This window comes from Hyphomonas sp. KY3 (assembly GCF_017309975.1).
Lineage (GTDB): Bacteria > Pseudomonadota > Alphaproteobacteria > Caulobacterales > Hyphomonadaceae > Hyphomonas.
Window position 1 is genome coordinate 1,987,859 of sequence record NZ_CP022271.1, and the last position, 20,668, is coordinate 2,008,526.

A 20,668-nucleotide genomic window follows, 5' to 3' on the forward strand; every position below is an offset into this window, starting at 1 on the left:
ACATGCATCCCTGCCACCACGCGAAGACCCATCCTGACAAGGCCGCCTATATCATGGCTGCCTCCGGAGAAACCGTAACCTTCAAACAACTGGATGAGCGGTCGAACCAGATAGCGCACGCATTTCGCGACGCCGGCCTGAAACCCGGTGATACGATTGCGCTTTTCGCAGAGAATTCGGCACGCTATTTCGAGATTTGCTGGGCCGCTCAACGCTCAGGCCTGTATTTTGTGTGCGTGTCTTCACGCCTGACGGCGCCCGAAGTTAAATACATTATCGAGGATTCCGGCAGCTCCCTCCTGATCGCCAGCGCCGGAAAAGACGACGTTGCAAAACAAGCGAAACAACTGGTCGCCATTGATCAGTTCTGGTCCATTGATGGTGACATCGAAGGCTTCCAGCGGTTGGAGACGCATCAATCGGCCTTTCCAGTGACGCCCATCGCGGACGAGATGGCCGGTACGGACATGCTGTATTCCTCCGGGACAACGGGAAGACCGAAAGGCATTCGTCCGCCACTCGAGCGGGATATGCCTATCGATGCTGACAATGTCCTGCTTCAGATTACACGAGGAATGGCAGCTGCAGGACCAGACAGCGTCTATCTTTCACCAGCTCCACTCTATCATGCTGCCCCGCTCCGCTGGTGCATGACGTTCACACGCCTTGGCGCCACGCTGGTGGTTATGGAAAAGTTCGATCCAGAAGCCTTTCTCGATTGCGTGCAGGCTCACAAGACGACCCATGTTCAGATGGTCCCAACCATGTTCGTAAAGCTTCTGAAACTTCCGGAGGACGTCCGAAAATCCTACGACGTCACAAGCTTGAAATTCGTAATTCACGCAGCCGCGCCGTGTCCAATCCCTGTAAAAGAGCAGATGATCGAATGGTGGGGACCGATCATCGACGAGTACTATGCAGGTTCGGAAGGCAACGGCATGACATGGGCCAAAAGCGCCGAATGGCTCGAGCACAAAGGTACAGTCGGGCGCGCGATTTTCGGCGAACTTCATGTGTGCGATGAAAACGGGGATGAAGTGCCGGTTGGAAGTGAAGGCCAGATCTACTTCGGCGGCACCACCCCACCAAATTATCATAATGATCCTGAGAAAAATGCCTCGGCACTTAATCCCAAACACCCAGACTGGTCGTCTCTCGGCGATGTTGGCAAAGTCGACGAAGATGGTTTCCTGTACCTGACCGACCGCAAGGCCTTCATGATCATATCGGGCGGCGTGAACATCTATCCGCAAGAAGCGGAGAATGTCCTGATCACTCACCCCAAGGTCGCCGACGTGGCAGTCATAGGGGTGCCCGACGAAGAATTCGGAGAATCTGTAAAGGCCATCGTCCAGCCAATGCCGGGGATAGCCCCATCTGATGAGCTTGCCGCGGAACTGCTTGAATTCTGCCGAGGCGAGCTGTCAAAGATCAAATGCCCGAAAAGTCTGGATTTCGACCTCGAGCTGCCCCGGCATCCGACCGGAAAACTGTATAAGCGACTGATCCGTGACCGTTATTGGGGCAAGAAAGAAAGTCGCATCGTTTAGGCTGAGCAGAATATGGAGGCGCTTCCCCTCATTTTTCTTTCACGCTAGGGAAGAAATATGAGCGTCATTCCAAACCAGCGCCATTTGTTCGATATCCCGGACGATGTTGCCTATTTCAACACAGCAACGATGGGACCGATGACGACAGCCTCGGTCGAAGCCGGTAAAGCCGGACTGGCCCGGAAGCTGCGGCCCTGGTCTATTCTGGACACAGACTTCTTTGCGGATACTGCGCGCCTCCGACCCCTACTGGCCCAATTAATCCATGCTGACACCGACGGCATCGCCTTTGTCCCATCTGTGAGTTACGCGCTAGCCACGGCTGCCGCCAACATAAGCTTGGCAGAAGGTCAGGAAATTCTTGTCCTGGAGGACCAGTTTCCCTCGAATGTTTACGTGTGGCGGGCCTTGGCGGAGTCTACCGGCGCCCAGCTGAAAACCATCACCCGCACGGGCAGTTCGACTCTGTCCGACTGTCTTCTCAACGAAATCGGGCCCAATACCGGACTTGTGGCTTGCGCTCATATTCGCTGGACCGACGGTGCATTGGTCGATGTCGCGGCGGTTGGCAAGAAATGCCGGGATTATGGGGCCGCCTTCGTGCTGGACCTGACCCAGAGCTGCGGTGCCCTGGATTTCAACACGCAAAATGTTCAACCCGATTTCGTGGCAGTCGCCGGTTATAAATGGCTGCTCGGTCCCTATGCGACCGGCTTCCTATATGCGGCCCCAAAGCATAGATCGGGCCGTCCATTGGAGCAGAATTGGATCACCCGGAAAGGCGCCTCCAATTTCGCGAGGTTGATTGACTATTCTGACGAATTCGGAGCCGGGGCCGAACGGTTTGACATGGGGGAGCGTTCGAATTTCGCGCTACTTCCAGCCTTCGAAAGCGCCGTTCGCACAATTCTGGATTGGGGCGTCGAAAACTTGGAGCGCACGCTTCGCACCCGCAATGCCGATCTGTCGCAAAGGCTCAATTCAGTTGGAGTGTTGTGCCCTCCAGAGGCCGAGCGCGGCCCCCACTATCTCTGCCCCTTACTGCCGGACTCTGCGCCCGAAGACCTGACGGCACGCCTGAAGGCCGAAGGAATTTTTGTGTCTCGCCGAGGCGACCGATTGCGCATCACTCAGCACCTCTTCACGAATGACAAAGACACCAACCGGCTCGTGGAACGCCTCGCCTATTTCCTCCGATCCTGAGCAGCTCAGCCGGTACCTGCTCTGCTACAATCTGCACTTGCCGCTCGGTCAAGCTTGCCGAGACGTCAATCGCACGCCAAAACAGGGAAAATTTCTAATTGGAGGAAAACATGGCGGACCCACGCACAGTTGCATATGACGATCTCGAATCCCTGGCTGGCCAGGAAGTCGGCGTGTCCGATTGGCACACAATTGATCAGGATCGCGTCAATATGTTTGCCGAAGCCACGGGCGATCATCAGTGGATCCATGTGGATGTCGAACGCGCCACGAAGGAACTCGGCAGCCCCATTGCGCACGGCTTCCTGACCCTGTCGCTGCTGCCAATGCTGGGCTCTGAAGTCCTGCGCGTCTCCGGCACGACACGCGGCATCAATTACGGCTCCGACAAGGTCCGGTTCACGAATATGGTGCCGGTCGGCTCCAAGGTGCGCCTGCGCCAGAAATGCCTGTCGGTTGAGCCGAAGGCTGGCGGCAAGCAGATGAAGATGGAGGCCACGGTGGAAATCGAAGGCCAGGAGCGCCCCGCGCTGGTCGCAGAATCCATTACGGTTCTGTACGGCTAGTTTCAACGCCCATTCCCAAACCATTCAAGGGATCGCTCTCCGGCGATCCCTTTTTTCTTTGCCGCTTTCCCTCCAGATTACATCACCTATCATGGTGTGATGCTCCGAACCGCCTATATGATACGCGAACACTCTCATGGAGCTCATGATGACAAAAACCAGGATTCAGCGGTCCGACCGCGAATGGCGCGAAATACTGACTGAAGAGGAATATCGCGTCGGTATCAAAGAGGGTACCGAGCGTGCCTTCACGCCCGGCAATCACAATGACGAACACCGCGAGGGACTCTTTTACTGCAAGGGGTGCGATACGCCGCTCTGGTCGTCTGAGCACAAATTCGAGTCTGGAACGGGATGGCCGAGTTTCTGGCAGCCAGCAAGCGAAGGCGTGGTTGCGACCAAGACCGACTTCAAGATGATCTTGCCGCGCACTGAATGCCATTGTGCAATCTGCGGCATGCATCAGGGACACGTTTTCAAGGATGGGCCGCCGCCCACCGGAGAACGTTGGTGCATCAACGGCGTCGTTCTTGAGTTCAAACCGACCAAACAGGCCTAGACACGATCAGAAGCAGCTGGTCCTATCGAGGCTTGCTCACAGCTTCGGAGTCTTTGATATGCGCCTCCTTCCCCTTTTCATGATCAGCGCTGCCGCGATGGCGCTTACGACCGGATGCACCATGACTGAAACACCTTCCCCAGATCTGACCCAGGCCGACACCTCATCGCCGAATGCGCAAGCGGCGGCGCCCCTCACATCGCCAGTTGCCCCGCGTATTGATCATGAAATCACGCAGGTTGGGCGGACCCGCAACGATCCCTATCACTGGATGAAGGATGAGAACTGGCAAGAGGTCATGCGCGACCCAAGCGTCTTGCGCCAGGATATCCGCGACTATCTCGAAGCGGAAAACGCTTTCACAAAGGCAGCACTTGAGACTCCAACCACTGCTCTGCGCGATGAACTTTTCAAGGAAATGCGAGGACGCATCAAGGAAGACGACAGCTCGGTTCCCGAGATTGACGGTCCTTACGCATACTACACCCGCTACCGTGAGGGTGGCGAGTATCCGATTATAGCCAGAAAACCTGCCGAAAAGGCCTTTGACCCCGATGCTGAAGAAACCATCCTATTGGACGGGGACGCACTTGGAAAGGAAGAAGACTATTTCTCATTCGGCGGTATTGATACCTCACCGGACCACAGTCTGATCGCTTATGCGACGGATACGCAAGGCAGTGAGTTTTATACAATTCGTCTAAAGAATATCGAAACTGGCGAAGATCAAGGCGTTGGCATTGAAAACGCCTATGGACCGTTTGAATGGAGCGCCGATGGCAAGCGGATTTACTGGATCCATCGCGACGAAAACGCGAGACCGGATTCAGTTTGGCAGAGAGATCTCGAAACTGGCGAAGACACTCTGATCTACAAGGAAAGCGATCCGGGAGTCTTTCTCAGCATCAACAAGAGTGCGAGCGAAGAAGTTATTTTCATTGGAGCGTCCAGTCACACGACATCGGAGGTTTACTGGTTTCCCGCCGACGAGGCAGACCCGGCGCCCCGAATTATCGCGCCGCGCCAAACCGACAATGAGTATAATGTCGTCCACTGGGACGGTCAGTTCTACATCTATACCAATCTCGACGGCGCCGTGGACTTCAAATTGATGCGTGCCCCGATGGAGTCGACCAGTCGCGATGCATGGGTAGAAGTAGTTCCGCACCGTCCGGGCACCTTGATCTTGGGAATACAACCCCAAAAGGACTTTCTCGCCATCATGGAGCGCGAGAACAGCCTGCCACAGATCGTTATTCGGGCGCGTGAGGACGGCTCCAGCCACAGGATCAATTTCGAGGAAGCGGCATATTCGCTGGGCCTCGATAGCGGATATGATTTTGCGACGCCAATCCTGCGATTTGAATATTCGTCTCCAACGACTCCGGACCAGGTATTCGACTATGATCTGAACACACACGAACGCACGCTTCGCAAGACGCAGGAAGTGCCATCGGGCCACAAACCAGAAGATTATATTGCCGAGCGATTGATGGCGCCGTCATGGGACGGAGTGGAGGTGCCGATCACGCTACTGCGCCACAAATCAACTCCCGTTGATGGCTCGGCGCCCATGTTGCTGTATGGATATGGATCATACGGAATCACCTACCCAGCTGATTTCCGCACCAGCCGGCTCAGCCTTGTCGACCGCGGCGTGATCTATGCGATTGTGCATCCTCGCGGCAGCATGTCCAAGGGGTATCAATGGTATCTCGACGGCAAGCTCGAAAAGAAATCAAACACGTTCAAGGATTTCATCGCGGCCGGACATTATCTCGTCGATCAAAACTACACGTCTGAAGGCAACATCGTTGCCTATGGCGGATCTGCCGGAGGACTTCTCATGGGCGCGGTCGCAAACATGGACCCGGAACTGTTTGGCGGCATTATCGCAGCCGTACCATTTGTCGATGTTGTGAATACCATGTCTGACGAAAGCCTGCCGCTGACGCCGCCGGAATGGCCGGAATGGGGCAACCCACTTACGTCCGCCGAAGATTACGACACGATCATGGCCTATAGCCCATATGACAATGTAGCCGACAAGCCATATCCGCCCATGCTCATCACTGGCGGCCTGTCGGACCCGCGTGTCACCTATTGGGAGCCCACAAAATGGGCTGCACGCCTGCGCCACGATGCGCCCGATGCTGGCCCTTACTTTCTGCGCATCGAGATGGAAGGCGGCCATGGCGGTGCATCCGGTCGCTTCGAAGGCCTGAAGGATATCGCGCTCGATTATGCCTTCGCTCTTGCGGCCATGGGCAAGGTTGATGGTGTGGATTTTAGAGAAGAATAGTCCGGCCCGGATGCCGCCACTTCACGCCCAATTCAATCTCCGGATTGGATTGGGCGGTGAATGGTCGGAGCGATAGGATTCGAACCTACGACCCCTCGCCCCCCAGGCGAGTGCGCTACCGGGCTGCGCCACGCTCCGACACCGGCGGCTTGTACCCAAGCCGCCAATATTCCGCAATGTCTTATGTGGGTTCAGGCTGCGCGAGTCTGGCGAACCGCGTCGAGCCGGGCTTTCAGATCTTTCAGTTCGACCAATGTATCCTGAAGGCGTTCTCTGGGATCGCCTGATACTTCAGCTGCCACATCAGCTTGGAACGCGTCTGCCACGCTTTTCTGAAGCTCGCGCGCCGGGCTCGTGCCGAGCGTTGCTGCTCCGGAAAGGACCGCTGGGACACCCTGCTCGGCAAGCAATGCCTTGGCACCTTTGAGCGTCATTCCTTTTTCGTGCACGAGAGTCTGGATGGCCCGAAGCGCATCCAGGTCCTGCGGACGGAACATGCGGCGACCATCGGCGCGCTTGATCGGACGGACATCCTTGGTGAATTTGGTTTCCCAATATCGTATCACATGTGTCTCGAGCCCAAGTTCGCCTGCAGCCTCGCCAATCGAACGGAATGCCTGAGCTGATTTGGTGACGCGGGCTCGGTTTGCCGACATGAGGGATCCTTCCTGACTATTTGTGGTCCACCAATGATTTCAACATTGGTGAAGGGCGGAAGGTGACGACGCGGCGCGCGGCGATGACAGCTTCCTGCCCGGTTTTCGGGTTGCGGCCTTCCCGTGGCGCTTTTGATCGCACCACAAAATTACCGAAGCGAGAGAGCTTGACCTCATCCTGAGTTTCCAGAGCCGACCCGATCAATTCCAGCGTTCTGTCCAACAAGTCCGAAGACTCTTGGCGAGTCACACCGACTTCGCGGACGATGGCATCCGTGACTTCTGCCCTGGTGACGGTCTGATTGCTCATGGGATTCTCCCGCTCTGGTTAATGGTTAAACGCGTTTCGTTAACGGATCCCTAGCGAAACCGTTGCGTCAGTTCTTTGATAATGCTGATTTTTGAGGATCAGGCTAGAGGCGGAAAAGGCTCGCACCCCAGGAAAATCCACCGCCCATTGCTTCCGAAAGAATCAAGTCGCCCGGTTTAGCGCGGCCCGTGCGAACGGCATGATCCAGCGCGAGCGGAATGGACGCTGCAGATGTGTTGGCGTGCTGGTCGACCGTGATGATGACCTTTTCGTCATCAATCTTCATCCGTTTCGCCACGGCGTCGAGAATGCGCTTATTGGCTTGATGAGGAACAAACCAGTCAATCTGCTCAGAACTCAGACCAGTTTCATCCAGCACGGCCTGGATCGCCGAGGAGATGTTGGCGACAGCATGGCGGAATACCCTGTTTCCTTCCATACGCACGTGACCGATCGTTCCCGTCGAGCTTACACCACCATCTACATAGAGAAGATCAGATTTCGTACCATCGGTCCGTATATGATGTGTTATTATCCCGGCATCATCAGCGCCAGTCCACTCCTCAGCTTGCAGCACGACCGCACCGCCGCCGTCGCCGAAAAGAACGCAAGTTCCCCGATCTGACCAATCCAGAATCCGCGTGAAGGTTTCGGCTCCAATCACGAGCGCGGAATTGAACAGGCCCTGCTTAAGCATGGAATCGGCGGTCGCGAGCGCGAACAGGAAACCTGAGCAGACCGCCTGAACGTCAAAAGCTGCGCCATGATCCATGCCGAGCTTGGCCTGAACAGCGGTGGCAGTCGCGGGGAATGTCTGATCGGGCGTGGTGGTGGCCAACACGATCAGGTCTATATCGCTCGCTTGAAGGCCTGCAGCCTCTAGCGCACGTTTCGCCGCTGCGGCCGCGATGTCGGACGTGACTTCGCCGTCAGCCGCAATATGTCGACGTCGAATTCCGGTGCGCTCCACGATCCAGTCGTCGGTCGTCTCGACCATTTTCGACAGGTCCTCATTTGTCAGGACCTTCTCTGGCAGATAGCTGCCGGTTCCACGGATAAAACTGCGCCGCGCCATGTCTTGCCTATCAATAGGACGGCCTATTCGGCCGCCATACCTTTCGTTCTGATTTTCTCGAGATTGGCCGCAACCTCATCCCTGAAGTGACTTGCCGCGAGATCTGCTGCCAACTCGCAAGCCCTGGCAAAGCCTCGACTGTCTGTGCCGCCATGACTTTTGACTGATACGCCGCCCAAGCCCAATAGCACACCGCCATTTACATTGCTTGGGTTCATTTGCTCTCGCAGACCTTTCAAACCACCCATGGCGAGCAATGCGCCGATCTTGGACAGGACGCTGCTTGTCAGCGCTTCACGCACGCGTGTTCCCAACATACGGGCAACGCCTTCGCCAGCCTTGAGCGCGACATTTCCGGTAAAACCATCAGTCACGATGACGTCGACGGTACCCGATGAAATGTCATCGCCTTCGATAAAGCCATGGTAGGCAAGGTCGAGCCCGGAATTGCGCAACCATTCGTGCGCCTCACGGATCTCGTCATGCCCCTTCATCTCCTCGGAGCCGATATTGAGGATACCTATGGTCGGCTTCTCGATGCCAAGAATGGCGCGTGCATAAGCTTCGCCCATAATCGCGAAGGTAACGAGTTGTGCCGCGTCCGCTTCAAGGTTCGCGCCGACATCCAACACGACGCTCCGCCCCCGAAGAGTCGGCCACGCCGCTGTCATTGCCGGACGGTGCACGCCATCCATCTTGCGCAGGACCAGCATGGAGATTGCCATCAAGGCACCCGTATTGCCCGCCGAAACCGCAGCGCTCGCGCGGCCATCTTTAACGTCATGAATAGCATTCCACATCGAGGATCCCTTGCCGCGCCGAAGGGCCTGGCTGGGCTTCATGTCGCTGGTCACATGAAGATCGGTGTGAACGATTTCGATACGCTCCGACGGTTTGGACAGGAGCGGCTTCAGCTGAGCTTCGTCACCATGCAGACGCACGGAGGCATCCGGCCGCGCTGCAAGAAAGAGTTCTGCGCCCGCGACCGTCACATCGGGGGCCTGGTCGCCCCCCATTGCGTCAATTGCCAGTATTAGGCCTTGGGCCATTGGGCTTCCGTGCTCCACCAGTTCGTTCGGGATACTTTTCGGTGTTTACGGCGCGCCTCTGTCATTGGCAACGCCGGGGATGTGAACGATGGCTAATCTTGACCCGGCAGCTGCCAGGACAATTTGCCGGCGAGCACATCGTCGTCCGCTGCAGCGGCAAAGCACGTCGCGTTGTGTAACAAAAAGGCCGCAAGCAGGGGTTCCCGGCCCGGTTCGCTTATCCCGTTTCGTTTGGCACATTCAGACACGGTTTGATGGATCTCTGAATGAGGAACGCTCAAGGCCTCCATCAAGGCCTTGCCGAGACCATAGTGCAGCTCCGCCAGTTTTCGAACTTTGCGAGCAATAGACGAATCACCGACCCCCAATTCGCGGAACGCTGCGTCAAATCCATCCAGCGCCAGACGATTCACATGTTCGGCGATCTTTCGTGCGCGGGCCGAGTCGATGTGCTTCAAACGCCGTATGACCAATGTGGCGTTTGCCGTAATCATCGCAGCACGGCCCTCGAATGTGTCCCGCGCCGCCCCTTGCTCGTACAAGACCGGCTGCAGCGCGGCGGCGGCGAGGTCTGTGTACAGCATGTGGGCTGAGGCCTGGACCGTGCCCCCCCGCCCAATCCAAAGATTGCGAAACCCGACCACACCTGCACTCCTTCGCTTGCCAAGACCGGCCACCAACAGCTAGGTCTTTCAGAACGAATTAACAGGAGTAGTCCTATGTCGCGATGTGCGATACTGGCACTGTCACTACTGGCTCTGCCCCTTACAGCTTGCTTGACGCCATCGCGCGATTATCACGGCTATGTGGCGGACGAAGCTCAGCCGCGCGAAATGAAGCCAGGCGAAGATACTCGCTCCAGCGTGTTGGCCCAACTTGGGTCGCCCTCCACCACCAGCATCTTTGACGAGAACACCTGGATCTACATGTCCGAACTTCAGGAGCGCATTGCGTATCTGAACCCGAAGGTGAAAACTCGCAGCGTTGTCGCCATACGCTTTGGTGAAGACGACAAAGTAGAAGAAGTCGTCGAATATGATCAGGATGCTGGCCAGATCGTGAATTATGCGTCGCGTGAAACGCCAACTCGCGGCCGGGAGCTTGGCTTCTGGGAGCAGATCTTCGGTACGATCGGGGCAGTTCAGCTGCCACGCACCAATGAAGCCACACCGGACAATCCGACCGGTCGTCGTTAGGGTACTGGCCTCTTGGCTCCATAGCAAAAGATGCAGCCCATATAGGGACCGCTCTATCTCGCGTGGAGTGAATTATAGAAAAGTAACTCGCCTCTTGGCGGATTTCGGGGTAGTCTTGGCTTATTCCGTCACGATTTGGCGAAAGGCGACGCGATAGACGTTCCAGCCTCAGGCGGAAAAGGTGTGTAGTTGTGTGGAATTTCGGTTCCGAACGAACAACCTTGAAGCAGGAGGATGGTGATGGTCTGGAGACTACCTCTCTTAAACAGGACCTTGAAGTCGCTGCAAAAATCGAGTGAACAGTCATCAACACAAATGTTGGCGACGGACGATATCCAAAAGCGCTATGAAGCGGTCAAGTGCTTGGCCAAGCAGCGTTTAGATCGTGCAGACAGGCTGATTTTCGAGGAAGATATCCCTCAACAATTTGGCTGAAGCCAAGCGTCTTCAGTCCTTGCGCTTAGTCTGTTTTGATTCCTGAGCACGCAGCTCATCCAAAAGATCCAACATGGATTGTGGGCACGGCTCCGCGAGAACTTCCGCATAGGCTTCGCGCAATGCCGCTCCAAGTTTGGCGGCACGCTTGATGCGTGCGACATCGTGTTCTCTTAGATGCTTAGCGACCGCTTTCACGCTGCCCCTCCCAGTGCGCTCCCCAGATTCCGATCATCCATTCTGACCATAATCACGCCAAAAAAATATATGGTGGAAGCTTTAATATGCTCTTACCATTCTCCCTTTAGGCGAAAAATATTCTCGAGCCTTGCCTGTGTATCGCCCATGCATTGCTGTCACCACATCTGTCCTTGCTTGGCGAAAAAGCTGTTTCACTCGTTTAGCCGTCGCCAGAGGCGCATGCCGCTACGGAGAGACTGGACAAGCTTGGCGAGGCCCGAAACTATAGCCAGATGATACATGGACCAACCTCCCAAACCTATATTTCGCAACGCCTTCGTCTTCACTATGTGGATTGGGGCAATGAAACCGCTCCGCCTTTGATTCTCTTGCATGGCGGACGAGACCACTGCCGTAGCTGGGACTGGGTTGCCCAGGAACTTCGCAAGGATTGGCATGTCATCGCCCCCGATTTGCGAGGGCATGGTGATAGCGCTTGGTCGGCCGATGGCGAGTATTCTGCGCGGGCCTGCCTGTACGATTTTGCTCAACTCATCCATCAGAAAAAACTCGCACCGGTTACGATTGTTGCCCACTCCTACGGCGGCAACATCGCGTTGCGGTATTCCGGGATCTATCCAGACAATGTACGCAAATTGGTGGCCATTGAGGGTCTGGGCCCCTCCCCCAAAATGCTGAAAGAGCGGTTTGGACGCCCGATCGGCGAGCGCATGCGCGAGTGGATCGATTCCAAGCGCGGCATGGCCGGGCGGACGCCGAAAAAGTATGGCAGCCTCGAAGAAGCATACACGCGCATGAAGGATGAAAACAGCTATCTCAATGACGAGCAGGCGCGACACCTGACCCTGCACGGGATCAGCCAGAATGAAGATGGCACATGGTCGTGGAAATTCGACAACTATTTTCGCACGTTCCCGCCCTACGACATGGCGCAGGAAGATGTGGAGCAGTTGTGGGGAGAAATCACTTGTCCGACCTTGCTGCTCTATGGAGAAAAAAGCTGGGCATCGAACCCCGCAGAGGATGGCCGGATCGAGAAGTTCAACACGGCGACCGTCAAACTCTACAAGGATGCCGGTCATTGGTTGCACCATGACAAGTTCGAACAATTCATGGGCGACTTGAAGGCGTTTCTCTGATCGCCTGCCCCGAGGACAGTGCTGGCGCGCAGGCGCAACTGCACTAAGCTCTCCAAAAATACTGGAGGGATAGCCATGAACGATCCACTATTGAATTTCGAAGGCAAGGTTGCCCTGATTACCGGCGGCAGTCGCGGACTGGGATACCAGATGGCAAAAGCGCTTGCTGCACGCGGCGCAGATATCATCATAGCCAGCCGCAAAGTGGATGCCTGTGAAGCGGTGGCTGAAGAGGTTCGGGCAATGGGTCAGCGTGCTCTCGCCGTAGGTGCACATTGCGGGAAATGGGACGAGATCGATAAGCTGATCGAAGCGGCATACGCCGAATTCGGGCACGTCGACATTTTGATAAACAATGCCGGCATGGGGCCGCGTATGCCGAGCCATGAGGTGCCCGAAAGTCTGTATGACAGTGTGCTGAACTTGAACCTGAAAGGACCCTATCGTCTGGCCAGCATCATCGGCCAGAAGATGAAAACGCAGGGCTCTGGCAGCATTCTCAACATCTCTTCGATTGCCTCCCTCCAGCCACTGGCCCAAGTCGTTCCTTACAGTGCGGCCAAGGCTGGTCTCAACGCGATGACGATTGGCATGGCCAAGGAGTATGCGCCGCACGTTCGTGTAAACTGTATCTGCGCAGGCCCCTTCCTGACCGATATTGCGGACGCATGGACCGACGAAGCCCGCCAAACAGCGGATAACGCCCTTCGTCGCCCCGGACGCCCCGAAGAAATCGTATCGGCTGCCCTTTATCTATTGAGCGACGCGGCCAGTTTCTCCACCGGATCCGTGTTCTCGGTAGATGGCGGGACCTAGTCGATCCCCAATCCCAACTCGGACAATACGAGCTCCGTATGTTCGCCAATTCTTGGCGCCGGAGCGATTTCTCGCTGCTGCGTGCCTCGAAAAGTGACGGGTGGCTGCGTTTCCCAATAATGACCTTCCGTCGGGTGCTCGCGTCGTTGAAAGAAGCCTGTCGCCACAAGATGCGGGTCTGATTGCAGATCCGGGAAATCGTTCACACGGGCCGCCGGAATATCTGCTTTCGCCAACGCGTCAATCCAATACTCCGTCGTCTGCTTGTCAAAATATTCCTGCACGCGCGACATCATGTAGTCCTGATTGAAAAACCGCCCCTTGCGATCGGCGATGCGTTCGTCCTGCAATTCTTCCGGGGCACCCATGACGTCGAACAGTTTGATCCAGCGCGCGTCAACATAAGGTGCAATCACGATCCAGCCATTCGACGTCTTGAGCGGCTGTCGTGAAGGGTCGACCTGACGCTGATACAGGAATGGTCCGACCGGTGGATCGAACTCAGCCTCGTAGAAATGCTCCTCCAAGAGGAAGTGCGTCACGCATTCGAACATGGGAACTTCGACATGAACTGCCTCGCCCGTGCGGTCGCGATGGTGAAGTGCCGCAAGCGTTGCATACATTGCATGCATTCCGGAAACCTTGTCGGCGAAGGCGGTGGGAATAAAGCGCGGTCGCTCGTTTCCGTCGACCTTTGGCAAGAGCATGGTTGCGCCGGACAGGCCCTGAATCAGGTCATCATAGGCAGGGCGACCTGCATAGGGACCATCCGATCCGAAGCCCAGGCAATGGACATAGACAATGTCGGGCTTGATTGCACGGACCTCTTCGAACGTCAGGCCGAGGCGCGTAACCGCATCTGGGCGAATATTGTGGATGAAGACATCGCTCTGCTGGATCAGCTTTCTTATGGCCGCCTTACCGGGTTCAGATTTCAAGTCCCAGACGACGGAGCGCTTACCTCGATTAATCGTCAAATGGCATGGTCCCATGCTACGATTGTTCGCAGACTTGCCAACATTGCGAAAATCATCCCCTCCCTTTGGCTCTACCTTTACGACATCCGCGCCCATGTCGGCCAAGGTCTGCGTGCAATAAGGACCGAAAATGACTGTGGTCATGTCCGCAATCTTGATGTCCGACAGAAGGTTGGTGCCTGGCATGTTGCGCATCCTCCAAATTTAGTCTTGCTGCGATTGGCGAGCCGCAGATGCTTCCAAGGCAATTAGACGGGGTGTCGTTAGGACAGACAAGCCGGATCAGCGTTGTTTCCACGCATAAATAACCGGTACGAGGATCTGCCGTTTTTCAGATTGCGCTGGCTAGTCGAGAGACTCCGGTTCGGACCCCCAATCGCACACCTGTCAGGCGCCAAAAAAGCCCCCAATACGCTCGGGCGCGCTTGAAATCACGTTCCGAAAGTTGGATGCGAATTCGATAGGTGAGCAACCCCGCAATCCGTGACAAGGCTTCATTTCGGTCTTCCAATGGAGCCAAGACATCCCTGACCCGGTCCATCCATTCCGGATGCTCTACCAGTTCATCAAGACCATAACGGCATCCAAGCATGCCGCTCAGGATATGGCCTTCCAATGGATTGAGCGGAGTAACTCGGTCGGCCTTCACGGCTCCGTGGAGTGCCTCTATCGCACTGGGCCACAGCTTCTTGCGCGCCGCGATTACCGCCTTCTGAAACAGCGCCCGGCGGGCACTGAATGGATCACCCTGGCCACCACTCAGTTCATCTAGCGAAAGTGTAGGCAATATTCGCTCCATTAAGCCAGTGTCCGCGGCACACCAACGGGCATATCGTGTATCGGCGGCATAGCGGATATCGCTCGGGCCGCGTGGGCCCTCATGTTGCCGCTGGAACAGAGTCACCGCGTCGACACGACGGGCTTCATAACGGCGCGCGAGTTTTATCAGCACCGCATAATCCTCCGACACCGTTATATGCTCAGGCAACGGACCGATAGCGTCGTAGCAAGATTTCCTTACGAGCAAGCATGGCTGGCCGGTGATGAAACAATCCTCGAGCACATGTAGAAAGAATGATCGCCCATCTTCTGGCGGATAGGGGAACGTCTTTACATACTCGGTCCGACCGGTGCTCGCGTCCACGGAGAATTTCTGCAACGCACCATACGAGATGTTTGTGTCCGAACACTCCAGAAATGGTGTGATCAGGTTCTCTAGCGCATCCGCTGGTGCGATATCGTCATCATCCATGATCCAGATGAGGTCGCCGCTTGCGCAGGTGAGTCCGACGTTCAGAGCTGAAAGTTTCCCGCCATTCGCCTTCTTCAAATACCTGACTTGCCGCTCATACGCTGCCACCACACGATCCGTGTGGTCGGTAGAACCGTCGTCAACGACAATGATTTCTTCAATGGGCCAAGTCTGCGCCAACAAACTATCGATACTTTCCGCAATCAGATGAGCCCGATTAAAGGTCGGAAGGATTACGGTTACGGATGGCGGGGCAACAGACGTCATGTGGATGCTTGGAACTCAATGGCATGCAAGAGGAAGATAATAGGGACAGCGCAATATTCGAGCCAAAGAAATTGATGTTCTTCCAGATTTCGGTATGAAAATCGCATGGGATGCTATTGTTTTTCCAGTCACTTCCCCATGACTCAACGTATTTGAACTTCGTTTTTCTCGAAAAGAAAGCAAATTCGTACAAATGAACAACGAAATCACGCCCCCACAAATTGCCCGTGTAACGATTGTCGTTTCACCGAGAGAGCGTTTCGAACAGGCTGAGATGTCATTGAGTTCCTGCTTTGACATGACCGATACGCCATTCCAAATGGTCTATATTGACGGTGGTTCGCCGCGAGACATCGCACATGTTCTGAAGACTGAAGTGGAAACGCGGGGACACACTTACATCCGGCGGGACGGGTTCCTGACGCCCAATGACGCTCGCAACACCGCGCTGCCACTAATTAACACCGAGTACATAGCATTCATCGACAATGATGTTGTTTTTCAGCCCGGGTGGCTGGACGCTCTGATCCAATGTGCAGATGAAACCGGCGCAGGACTGGTAACCCCCACTATTCTGGTTGGACCAGCGGCCAGAATGCCGGACCTCAGCATTCATCATGCGGGCGGCATTCTCGATATTGACGAGGGTGAGAATGGCAAAACCATCCACCGTCGTCATGGTTTCGAACACCAACCTTACCTGTCCACCAAGAACGACCTCGTTCGGCAGGAAACAGGTTGCACCGAATTTCATGTTGTCCTGGCCCGCACGGAAATGATCCGGGAAATAGGGCCTTTTGATCCGAACCTTGTTGGGTTCACCGATGAAATAGACATGGCGCTGATGGCGCGCAAAAAAGGCTGGAAGATCTTTTACGAACCGGAGTCGGTCGTGGCCTACGCAGTCGGCAAAAAGCTGACTTGGCGAGATCGACCCTATTTTTGCGTTCGCTGGAGTCGTGCGCGCGTTATGCGCGCCGAGAGATATTTCTACGATAAATGGGGGCTGTCGCATGACTTCGAGCGGCAAGAGAATTTTTTGCGCGATCACAAGCGTCACGCTTTCCCGTTCAAAAAACTTCAAAGACTGGCCGGATGGCGAATAACCGTAACGGCAACCGCTTTGGTCTGTGAGGCTGTTTCTGCCTGGGCGTCTCGGCGCCTTATCAAACCGGATCAGTCACCATCTGTGCCTCTACCCCAATTAGCCAATCCAACGCCCGATTCTGTTCCAGGCTGACAACAGACGGTGGCGACCGCGAAACCGCTTAAACTCAGGGGTTAGCGAGAACACGTCTTCTTTCGAGAAGCGGTGAAGCAGGTCTTCTCCCTTCAAGTACCGGGCGTAGTTTTCCTCGACCATATCCAGCGTGCGGGAAGTTCTGTCAGGCATTTGCGGTGTGAAATGCGGCGTGATCATTAAGTTTGGCGCTGACCAAAGCCGATGCCATGGAGGAAGCGGCTCATAGGGGTCTGTTACGTCCAGTCCCGCGCCTGCCAGGTGTCCGGACTCCAATGCCGAGATCATCGCCCCCTCATCGACAAGCTGTGCACGCGCAACATTGATCAAATAGCTCCCCGGCGTCATCGCAGCAATTTCACGCGCCCCCAGCATTCGATAACTGTGGTCATTGAGCGACGCACACATCACCACGAAATCCGAATCCCGCACGGCATCCAGCAAGCTATCCCCGCGCATAGCGCTATACATTTGCACGCCGGGGACTTTGGCCGGAATATCTTTCCGCCGATATGCCCTGATATTCATATCTAAGCTCTGGCATTGACGGGCAAGGCACTCTCCTGTCGCCCCGTAACCTATGATGGATATGCTTCGGCCATTTAGCCCGCGTAAGCTATCCTGATCCCGGATGCCCCAGACGCGGCGCCGCTGGGCGCGCGCAAGGGTAGATGCCCTGTACACGAGCGAGAGCATGAAGAAGACAGCGTGTTCGGCGAGCACCGGACCAGACCGGCCCTTCGAAGAAGTCACAACAAGATCGCTGTCACTCAGCCTCTGTGGTGCATAACCATCGAGGCCAGACTGGTCGCAATGAACCCATTTCAGCTGGGGCGCAGCAAGATAGCGATCATCCATCACGCCATCAATCAGGGCGACTTCGCAAGTCTCGAGAGCTGTGTCGATGGCGACCCGATCCTCTCGCTCGACGAAAACCAGTTCAGCAGGCGCAAAGATCTCTTGAAGGCGTTCGCGATGTTTCGCGGACCATGGAAGTCGTGCCATGATCTTTGGTTTGGACTCCAAGAATTTGCGTGTTGTCATGACTAACTTCCAAGGATGGGCAATTGCACCGATGCGAAATTCTGCTGTAAACTGAAAAGAGCAAGAAGTGCGCCGTTTCTCTTCAACTATCGTCTCATTCGCACTCTTCCCTTGGTGAACCCATTACAATCGATTGTATTTATATATTGCAATCGATTGTATTTTGATATTATGAAGAGCCAACCGGGACGTGCCGGTCTAGAAATCGACTGGTGCACACACCAGCAGTGATAGGGAGGAAAAAGTCATGTCGATTGTTCGCAATACACTTTTGCTTAGTGCTGGCGCATTTGCCCTAGCGAATGGCACCGCGTTCACTCAAGAAACTTTGAGTGCAACTGAGGCAGAGGCTCGACAACAAACCATCATCGTGACCGGCATCGTAAAGGCAGGCGGTCAAAACCGACTCGACAGTTCCATATCTGTCAGCAGTCTAAATCAAGACGAGCTGATGAAGACTGCTCCGCGCAGCACCGCAGAAATCTTTCGCGCCCTGCCCGGCATTCGTGCCGAAAGTTCCGCCGGCGGCGGTAACTCCAATATAGCGGTCCGAGGAATGCCGCTATCCACAGGTGGGGCAAAGTATGTGAGCCTTCAGGAAGACGGGTTGCCGATACTGTTGTTCGGAGATTTCGACTTCGCGCCTGCCGATGGCTTCTACAAAGTGGACGGTACACTTGACCGCGTTGAGTCGGTTCGGGGCGGTACGGCCTCCACGCTGACCACAAACGGCCCTGGCGGCATCATCAACTTCATTTCCAAAACTGGAAGCACAGAAGGTGGCTCGATCGCACTCAGCACCGGACTTGATCATGATGATTACCGGGCAGAATTCGAGTATGGGGGCGCGCTGACTGACGCTGTCTACTTCCATGTTGGAGGCCATTGGCAACAAGGTGGAGACTATCGTGATCTTGGCTTTGATGCGGTCAGTGGCGGTCAAATTCGCGCCAGCCTCACCAAGGAATTCGAGAACGGCTTCATACGCGTGAACTCGAAGTGGCTGGACAAAGCCGACGCGACATACATGCCACAAGCTGCTGGTCTGTCTGGTGATGAAGTCACCGACAGCATCGCTGGCTTCTCAGCGACGAATGACAGCCTGCACAGCCCCTACATTCGGAATGGACGCGATGTTGATGGCAACAATACCGTCAACAATTACGACCTTGCAGATGGCATCCGCACACAAATCAAGTCTCTAGGTGTTGAGGCAAACTTCGATATTGGTGCAGGAATAAATCTAGACGCCAAGGCCCGTTACCAAGACATCTCAGGCTATTTCAACGCTCCTTTCACGCACTTAGTGGGCGATGCCGATACTGTTCTGGCATCCACTTATGGCGGCGCGTCAGGGAGCTTCTTCAACGGTCCCGGCGCGGGCAATCCGGTGACCTCCGCATCGCTGGCGGCCGCAACGGGCAACCCCTACGTTTCGGAAGTTGCCTACTTCAACACCGACCTCGACGATATGAGCAATTTTGCGAGCGAGTTGCGCGCCTCCAAATCGCTGGCCTTTGAAAGCTCTTCATTGGACCTGACGGCCGGGTACTTCTTCATGAATCAGAAATTCGTTCAGGATTGGCACTGGAATCGGTTCCTGACATCAACTGACACCAATGCGGCTTTGATCGACGTGAATGGCTTCACCGACAATGGAATTCTTGGCTACAACCAAGCTTTCGGTTGGACGGGCACCAACCGCAATTATGACCTCGAATATCAGGCCCGCGCACCTTTTGTGGCAGGAAGTTGGGCACTTGATAGCGGTCTGACGATTGACGGTTCAGTACGCTTCGACACGATAGAGCAAACCGGGACACGCACCGAAGGCGCTGGCGGCGCATTCGATGTAGATGGCGACGGCATTATTGACGCCCCGGAAATGATGGTATCGCTCAATACTGGCCAAGGTGGCATCGCCAACTTCGAGGTAGACCACACCTCCTTCACTCTCGGCGCGAACTATCTGGTTTCAGATACACTCTCCGTATTCGGACGCTACAGCGACGGTGCGGCCTTCAATGGCGAGCGGCAATTGTTCAATTCGCTAAATGCAGGTGGCGGACTCGTCCCTGGTGGTGAAGAGACATATGTCGATGAGACGGAACAATTCGAAGCAGGTGTGAAATGGCAAGAATCCAGTGACGCCATTCCGGGACAGCTTGACCTCTATGTCACCTATTTCAATGCAGAGACAAAAGAGGATAATTACGAAATCACGACCATGACGTCACTGGGCAATACCTATGTCTCGCAGGGATTCGAAACTGAATTCAAATATGGTTATGGCGGCCTGGACCTGTCAGGATCGGTGACCTTCACTGATGCCGAAATAGACGATAGCGATACCGCGCCTGCCAATATCGGAAACACGCCGCGCCGTCAGGCAGATTGGATCTGGTCCCTTACACCAACTTACACGATCGACGGCCTGGGGCGCATCGGAGTGAACTTTACCGGCACCACGGACACATATGTCGATGATGACAACGTCTATGTGATGCCCGGCGCAACGATTACAAATTTCTTCGCTGATTGGGACATCACCGAACAGGCTACCTTGTCAGTTGGCGTGAACAACGTGTTCGACGAAGTCCTGTTCACAGAAGCCGAGAACGGCCGAGTGTTCGACACCGATGGCGATGGTGCTGCAGATGTCATCGTTGCCCGCTCGATCAACGGCACCTCCGCGACCGCAACTCTCAGATACCGCTTCTGATTGCCTCCTGCATTGTAGCTGAGAAAGCCAGTCCTTTTCGGAGCCTGCCATTCACACTGGCAGGCTCCCATCTTTTCAGGACGAAGTGCTAGCCACGCCCACAGTTACA

20 protein-coding genes and 1 tRNA gene are annotated in these 20,668 nt (G+C 55.3%); 11 read left to right on the forward strand and 10 right to left on the reverse strand.

Translation table 11 applies throughout. The features are described 5' to 3' along the window. Window positions 1–2: 2 nt before the first annotated feature. The 5 genes from CFA77_RS09815 to CFA77_RS09835 all read left to right on the forward strand — a co-directional run bounded on the left by CFA77_RS09815 (window position 3) and on the right by CFA77_RS09835 (window position 6,180). Window positions 3–1,550 carry an acyl-CoA synthetase gene (locus CFA77_RS09815; protein WP_206990535.1) on the forward strand — a complete coding sequence of 516 codons (1,548 nt, stop codon included), beginning with the start codon at window positions 3–5 and terminating at the stop codon, window positions 1,548–1,550. 57 nt (window positions 1,551–1,607) lie between these two features. Then, the gene (locus tag CFA77_RS09820; RefSeq protein ID WP_206990536.1) at window positions 1,608–2,753 is read left to right on the forward strand and encodes an aminotransferase class V-fold PLP-dependent enzyme; all 1,146 of its coding nucleotides are present in this window, start codon (window positions 1,608–1,610) and stop codon (window positions 2,751–2,753) included. Window positions 2,754–2,863: 110 nt separating this feature from the next. Continuing rightward, on the forward strand, window positions 2,864–3,319 hold the full coding sequence (locus tag CFA77_RS09825) for a MaoC family dehydratase (RefSeq protein ID WP_034815688.1): 456 nt from the start codon (window positions 2,864–2,866) through the stop codon (window positions 3,317–3,319). A 148-nt stretch (window positions 3,320–3,467) separates the two neighbouring features. Beyond that, window positions 3,468–3,878, forward strand: coding sequence for a peptide-methionine (R)-S-oxide reductase MsrB (gene msrB, locus CFA77_RS09830; protein ID WP_206993219.1), 411 nt, complete (start codon window positions 3,468–3,470; stop codon window positions 3,876–3,878). Between the two features lie 58 nt (window positions 3,879–3,936). Beyond that, the gene (locus CFA77_RS09835; protein ID WP_242517308.1) at window positions 3,937–6,180 is read left to right on the forward strand and encodes a S9 family peptidase; all 2,244 of its coding nucleotides are present in this window, start codon (window positions 3,937–3,939) and stop codon (window positions 6,178–6,180) included. 61 nt (window positions 6,181–6,241) lie between these two features. Here CFA77_RS09835 and CFA77_RS09840 read toward each other — a convergent pair. From CFA77_RS09840 to CFA77_RS09865, 6 genes are all read right to left on the reverse strand, one after another. Further along, window positions 6,242–6,318: transfer RNA gene (locus CFA77_RS09840), tRNA-Pro, on the reverse strand. A gap of 53 nt (window positions 6,319–6,371) precedes the next feature. Further along, the gene (locus CFA77_RS09845) at window positions 6,372–6,836 is read right to left on the reverse strand and encodes a MerR family transcriptional regulator (RefSeq protein WP_206990537.1); all 465 of its coding nucleotides are present in this window, start codon (window positions 6,834–6,836) and stop codon (window positions 6,372–6,374) included. Window positions 6,837–6,852: 16 nt separating this feature from the next. After that, window positions 6,853–7,146: an integration host factor subunit alpha gene (locus tag CFA77_RS09850; protein ID WP_034815398.1), complete on the reverse strand. Its 294-nt coding sequence runs from the start codon at window positions 7,144–7,146 to the stop codon at window positions 6,853–6,855. Window positions 7,147–7,249: 103 nt separating this feature from the next. Next, complete coding sequence (locus CFA77_RS09855) at window positions 7,250–8,221, reverse strand: beta-ketoacyl-ACP synthase III (RefSeq protein WP_206990538.1); 972 nt, start codon at window positions 8,219–8,221, stop codon at window positions 7,250–7,252. 23 nt (window positions 8,222–8,244) lie between these two features. Next, entirely contained in the window at window positions 8,245–9,270 is a 1,026-nt protein-coding gene (gene plsX, locus CFA77_RS09860; protein ID WP_084333377.1) for a phosphate acyltransferase PlsX, read from the reverse strand. 92 nt (window positions 9,271–9,362) lie between these two features. After that, on the reverse strand, window positions 9,363–9,854 hold the full coding sequence (locus CFA77_RS09865) for a ubiquinol-cytochrome C chaperone family protein (RefSeq protein WP_206990539.1): 492 nt from the start codon (window positions 9,852–9,854) through the stop codon (window positions 9,363–9,365). A gap of 135 nt (window positions 9,855–9,989) precedes the next feature. Between CFA77_RS09865 and CFA77_RS09870 the strand changes: the two genes are divergently transcribed. After that, complete coding sequence (locus tag CFA77_RS09870) at window positions 9,990–10,466, forward strand: outer membrane protein assembly factor BamE (RefSeq protein ID WP_034815402.1); 477 nt, start codon at window positions 9,990–9,992, stop codon at window positions 10,464–10,466. Between the two features lie 240 nt (window positions 10,467–10,706). After that, on the forward strand, window positions 10,707–10,901 hold the full coding sequence (locus CFA77_RS09875) for a hypothetical protein (RefSeq protein WP_206990540.1): 195 nt from the start codon (window positions 10,707–10,709) through the stop codon (window positions 10,899–10,901). Between the two features lie 12 nt (window positions 10,902–10,913). Here the strand turns inward: CFA77_RS09875 and CFA77_RS09880 are convergent, their stop codons facing one another. Then, a complete protein-coding gene (locus CFA77_RS09880; RefSeq protein ID WP_034815406.1) occupies window positions 10,914–11,099 on the reverse strand; it encodes a NepR family anti-sigma factor in 186 nt (61 codons plus the stop codon). Window positions 11,100–11,374: 275 nt separating this feature from the next. Between CFA77_RS09880 and CFA77_RS09885 the strand changes: the two genes are divergently transcribed. Both CFA77_RS09885 and CFA77_RS09890 read left to right on the forward strand, forming a co-directional pair. Beyond that, window positions 11,375–12,241 (forward strand): alpha/beta fold hydrolase, encoded by an 867-nt coding sequence (locus tag CFA77_RS09885; RefSeq protein ID WP_206990541.1) that lies wholly within the window; start codon window positions 11,375–11,377, stop codon window positions 12,239–12,241. 75 nt (window positions 12,242–12,316) lie between these two features. Further along, complete coding sequence (locus tag CFA77_RS09890) at window positions 12,317–13,057, forward strand: SDR family NAD(P)-dependent oxidoreductase (protein WP_206990542.1); 741 nt, start codon at window positions 12,317–12,319, stop codon at window positions 13,055–13,057. Here CFA77_RS09890 and CFA77_RS09895 read toward each other — a convergent pair. Continuing rightward, window positions 13,054–14,229, reverse strand: a complete 1,176-nt coding sequence (locus CFA77_RS09895; RefSeq protein ID WP_242517309.1) for a CaiB/BaiF CoA-transferase family protein — start codon at window positions 14,227–14,229, stop codon at window positions 13,054–13,056. The genes CFA77_RS09890 and CFA77_RS09895 overlap by 4 nt on opposite strands. 136 nt (window positions 14,230–14,365) lie before the next feature. Continuing rightward, window positions 14,366–15,553 carry a glycosyltransferase family 2 protein gene (locus CFA77_RS09900; protein ID WP_206990543.1) on the reverse strand — a complete coding sequence of 396 codons (1,188 nt, stop codon included), beginning with the start codon at window positions 15,551–15,553 and terminating at the stop codon, window positions 14,366–14,368. 193 nt (window positions 15,554–15,746) lie between these two features. Between CFA77_RS09900 and CFA77_RS09905 the strand changes: the two genes are divergently transcribed. Then, window positions 15,747–16,793, forward strand: coding sequence for a glycosyltransferase family 2 protein (locus tag CFA77_RS09905; RefSeq protein WP_206990544.1), 1,047 nt, complete (start codon window positions 15,747–15,749; stop codon window positions 16,791–16,793). Here CFA77_RS09905 and CFA77_RS09910 read toward each other — a convergent pair. Further along, the gene (locus CFA77_RS09910) at window positions 16,758–17,837 is read right to left on the reverse strand and encodes a D-2-hydroxyacid dehydrogenase (RefSeq protein ID WP_206990545.1); all 1,080 of its coding nucleotides are present in this window, start codon (window positions 17,835–17,837) and stop codon (window positions 16,758–16,760) included. The two genes, CFA77_RS09905 and CFA77_RS09910, sit on opposite strands and share 36 nt — an antisense overlap. 247 nt (window positions 17,838–18,084) lie before the next feature. Between CFA77_RS09910 and CFA77_RS09915 the strand changes: the two genes are divergently transcribed. Beyond that, complete coding sequence (locus tag CFA77_RS09915) at window positions 18,085–20,559, forward strand: TonB-dependent siderophore receptor (protein WP_206990546.1); 2,475 nt, start codon at window positions 18,085–18,087, stop codon at window positions 20,557–20,559. Window positions 20,560–20,668 lie beyond the last annotated feature (109 nt).

Coding starts and splice junctions, on each gene's coding strand:
- CFA77_RS09865 (WP_206990539.1), bottom strand. CDS start 9,854: ATGCTGTACACAGACCTCGCCGCCGCCGCGCTGCAGCCGGTCTTGTAC.
- CFA77_RS09825 (WP_034815688.1), top strand. CDS start 2,864: ATGGCGGACCCACGCACAGTTGCATATGACGATCTCGAATCCCTGGCT.
- CFA77_RS09850 (WP_034815398.1), bottom strand. CDS start 7,146: ATGAGCAATCAGACCGTCACCAGGGCAGAAGTCACGGATGCCATCGTC.
- CFA77_RS09820 (WP_206990536.1), top strand. CDS start 1,608: ATGAGCGTCATTCCAAACCAGCGCCATTTGTTCGATATCCCGGACGAT.
- CFA77_RS09915 (WP_206990546.1), top strand. CDS start 18,085: ATGTCGATTGTTCGCAATACACTTTTGCTTAGTGCTGGCGCATTTGCC.
- msrB (WP_206993219.1), top strand. CDS start 3,468: ATGACAAAAACCAGGATTCAGCGGTCCGACCGCGAATGGCGCGAAATA.
- CFA77_RS09910 (WP_206990545.1), bottom strand. CDS start 17,837: ATGACAACACGCAAATTCTTGGAGTCCAAACCAAAGATCATGGCACGA.
- CFA77_RS09885 (WP_206990541.1), top strand. CDS start 11,375: ATGATACATGGACCAACCTCCCAAACCTATATTTCGCAACGCCTTCGT.
- CFA77_RS09895 (WP_242517309.1), bottom strand. CDS start 14,229: ATGCGCAACATGCCAGGCACCAACCTTCTGTCGGACATCAAGATTGCG.
- CFA77_RS09890 (WP_206990542.1), top strand. CDS start 12,317: ATGAACGATCCACTATTGAATTTCGAAGGCAAGGTTGCCCTGATTACC.
- CFA77_RS09815 (WP_206990535.1), top strand. CDS start 3: ATGCATCCCTGCCACCACGCGAAGACCCATCCTGACAAGGCCGCCTAT.
- CFA77_RS09870 (WP_034815402.1), top strand. CDS start 9,990: ATGTCGCGATGTGCGATACTGGCACTGTCACTACTGGCTCTGCCCCTT.
- CFA77_RS09875 (WP_206990540.1), top strand. CDS start 10,707: ATGGTCTGGAGACTACCTCTCTTAAACAGGACCTTGAAGTCGCTGCAA.
- CFA77_RS09900 (WP_206990543.1), bottom strand. CDS start 15,553: ATGACGTCTGTTGCCCCGCCATCCGTAACCGTAATCCTTCCGACCTTT.
- CFA77_RS09855 (WP_206990538.1), bottom strand. CDS start 8,221: ATGGCGCGGCGCAGTTTTATCCGTGGAACCGGCAGCTATCTGCCAGAG.
- plsX (WP_084333377.1), bottom strand. CDS start 9,270: ATGGCCCAAGGCCTAATACTGGCAATTGACGCAATGGGGGGCGACCAG.
- CFA77_RS09905 (WP_206990544.1), top strand. CDS start 15,747: ATGAACAACGAAATCACGCCCCCACAAATTGCCCGTGTAACGATTGTC.
- CFA77_RS09835 (WP_242517308.1), top strand. CDS start 3,937: ATGCGCCTCCTTCCCCTTTTCATGATCAGCGCTGCCGCGATGGCGCTT.
- CFA77_RS09845 (WP_206990537.1), bottom strand. CDS start 6,836: ATGTCGGCAAACCGAGCCCGCGTCACCAAATCAGCTCAGGCATTCCGT.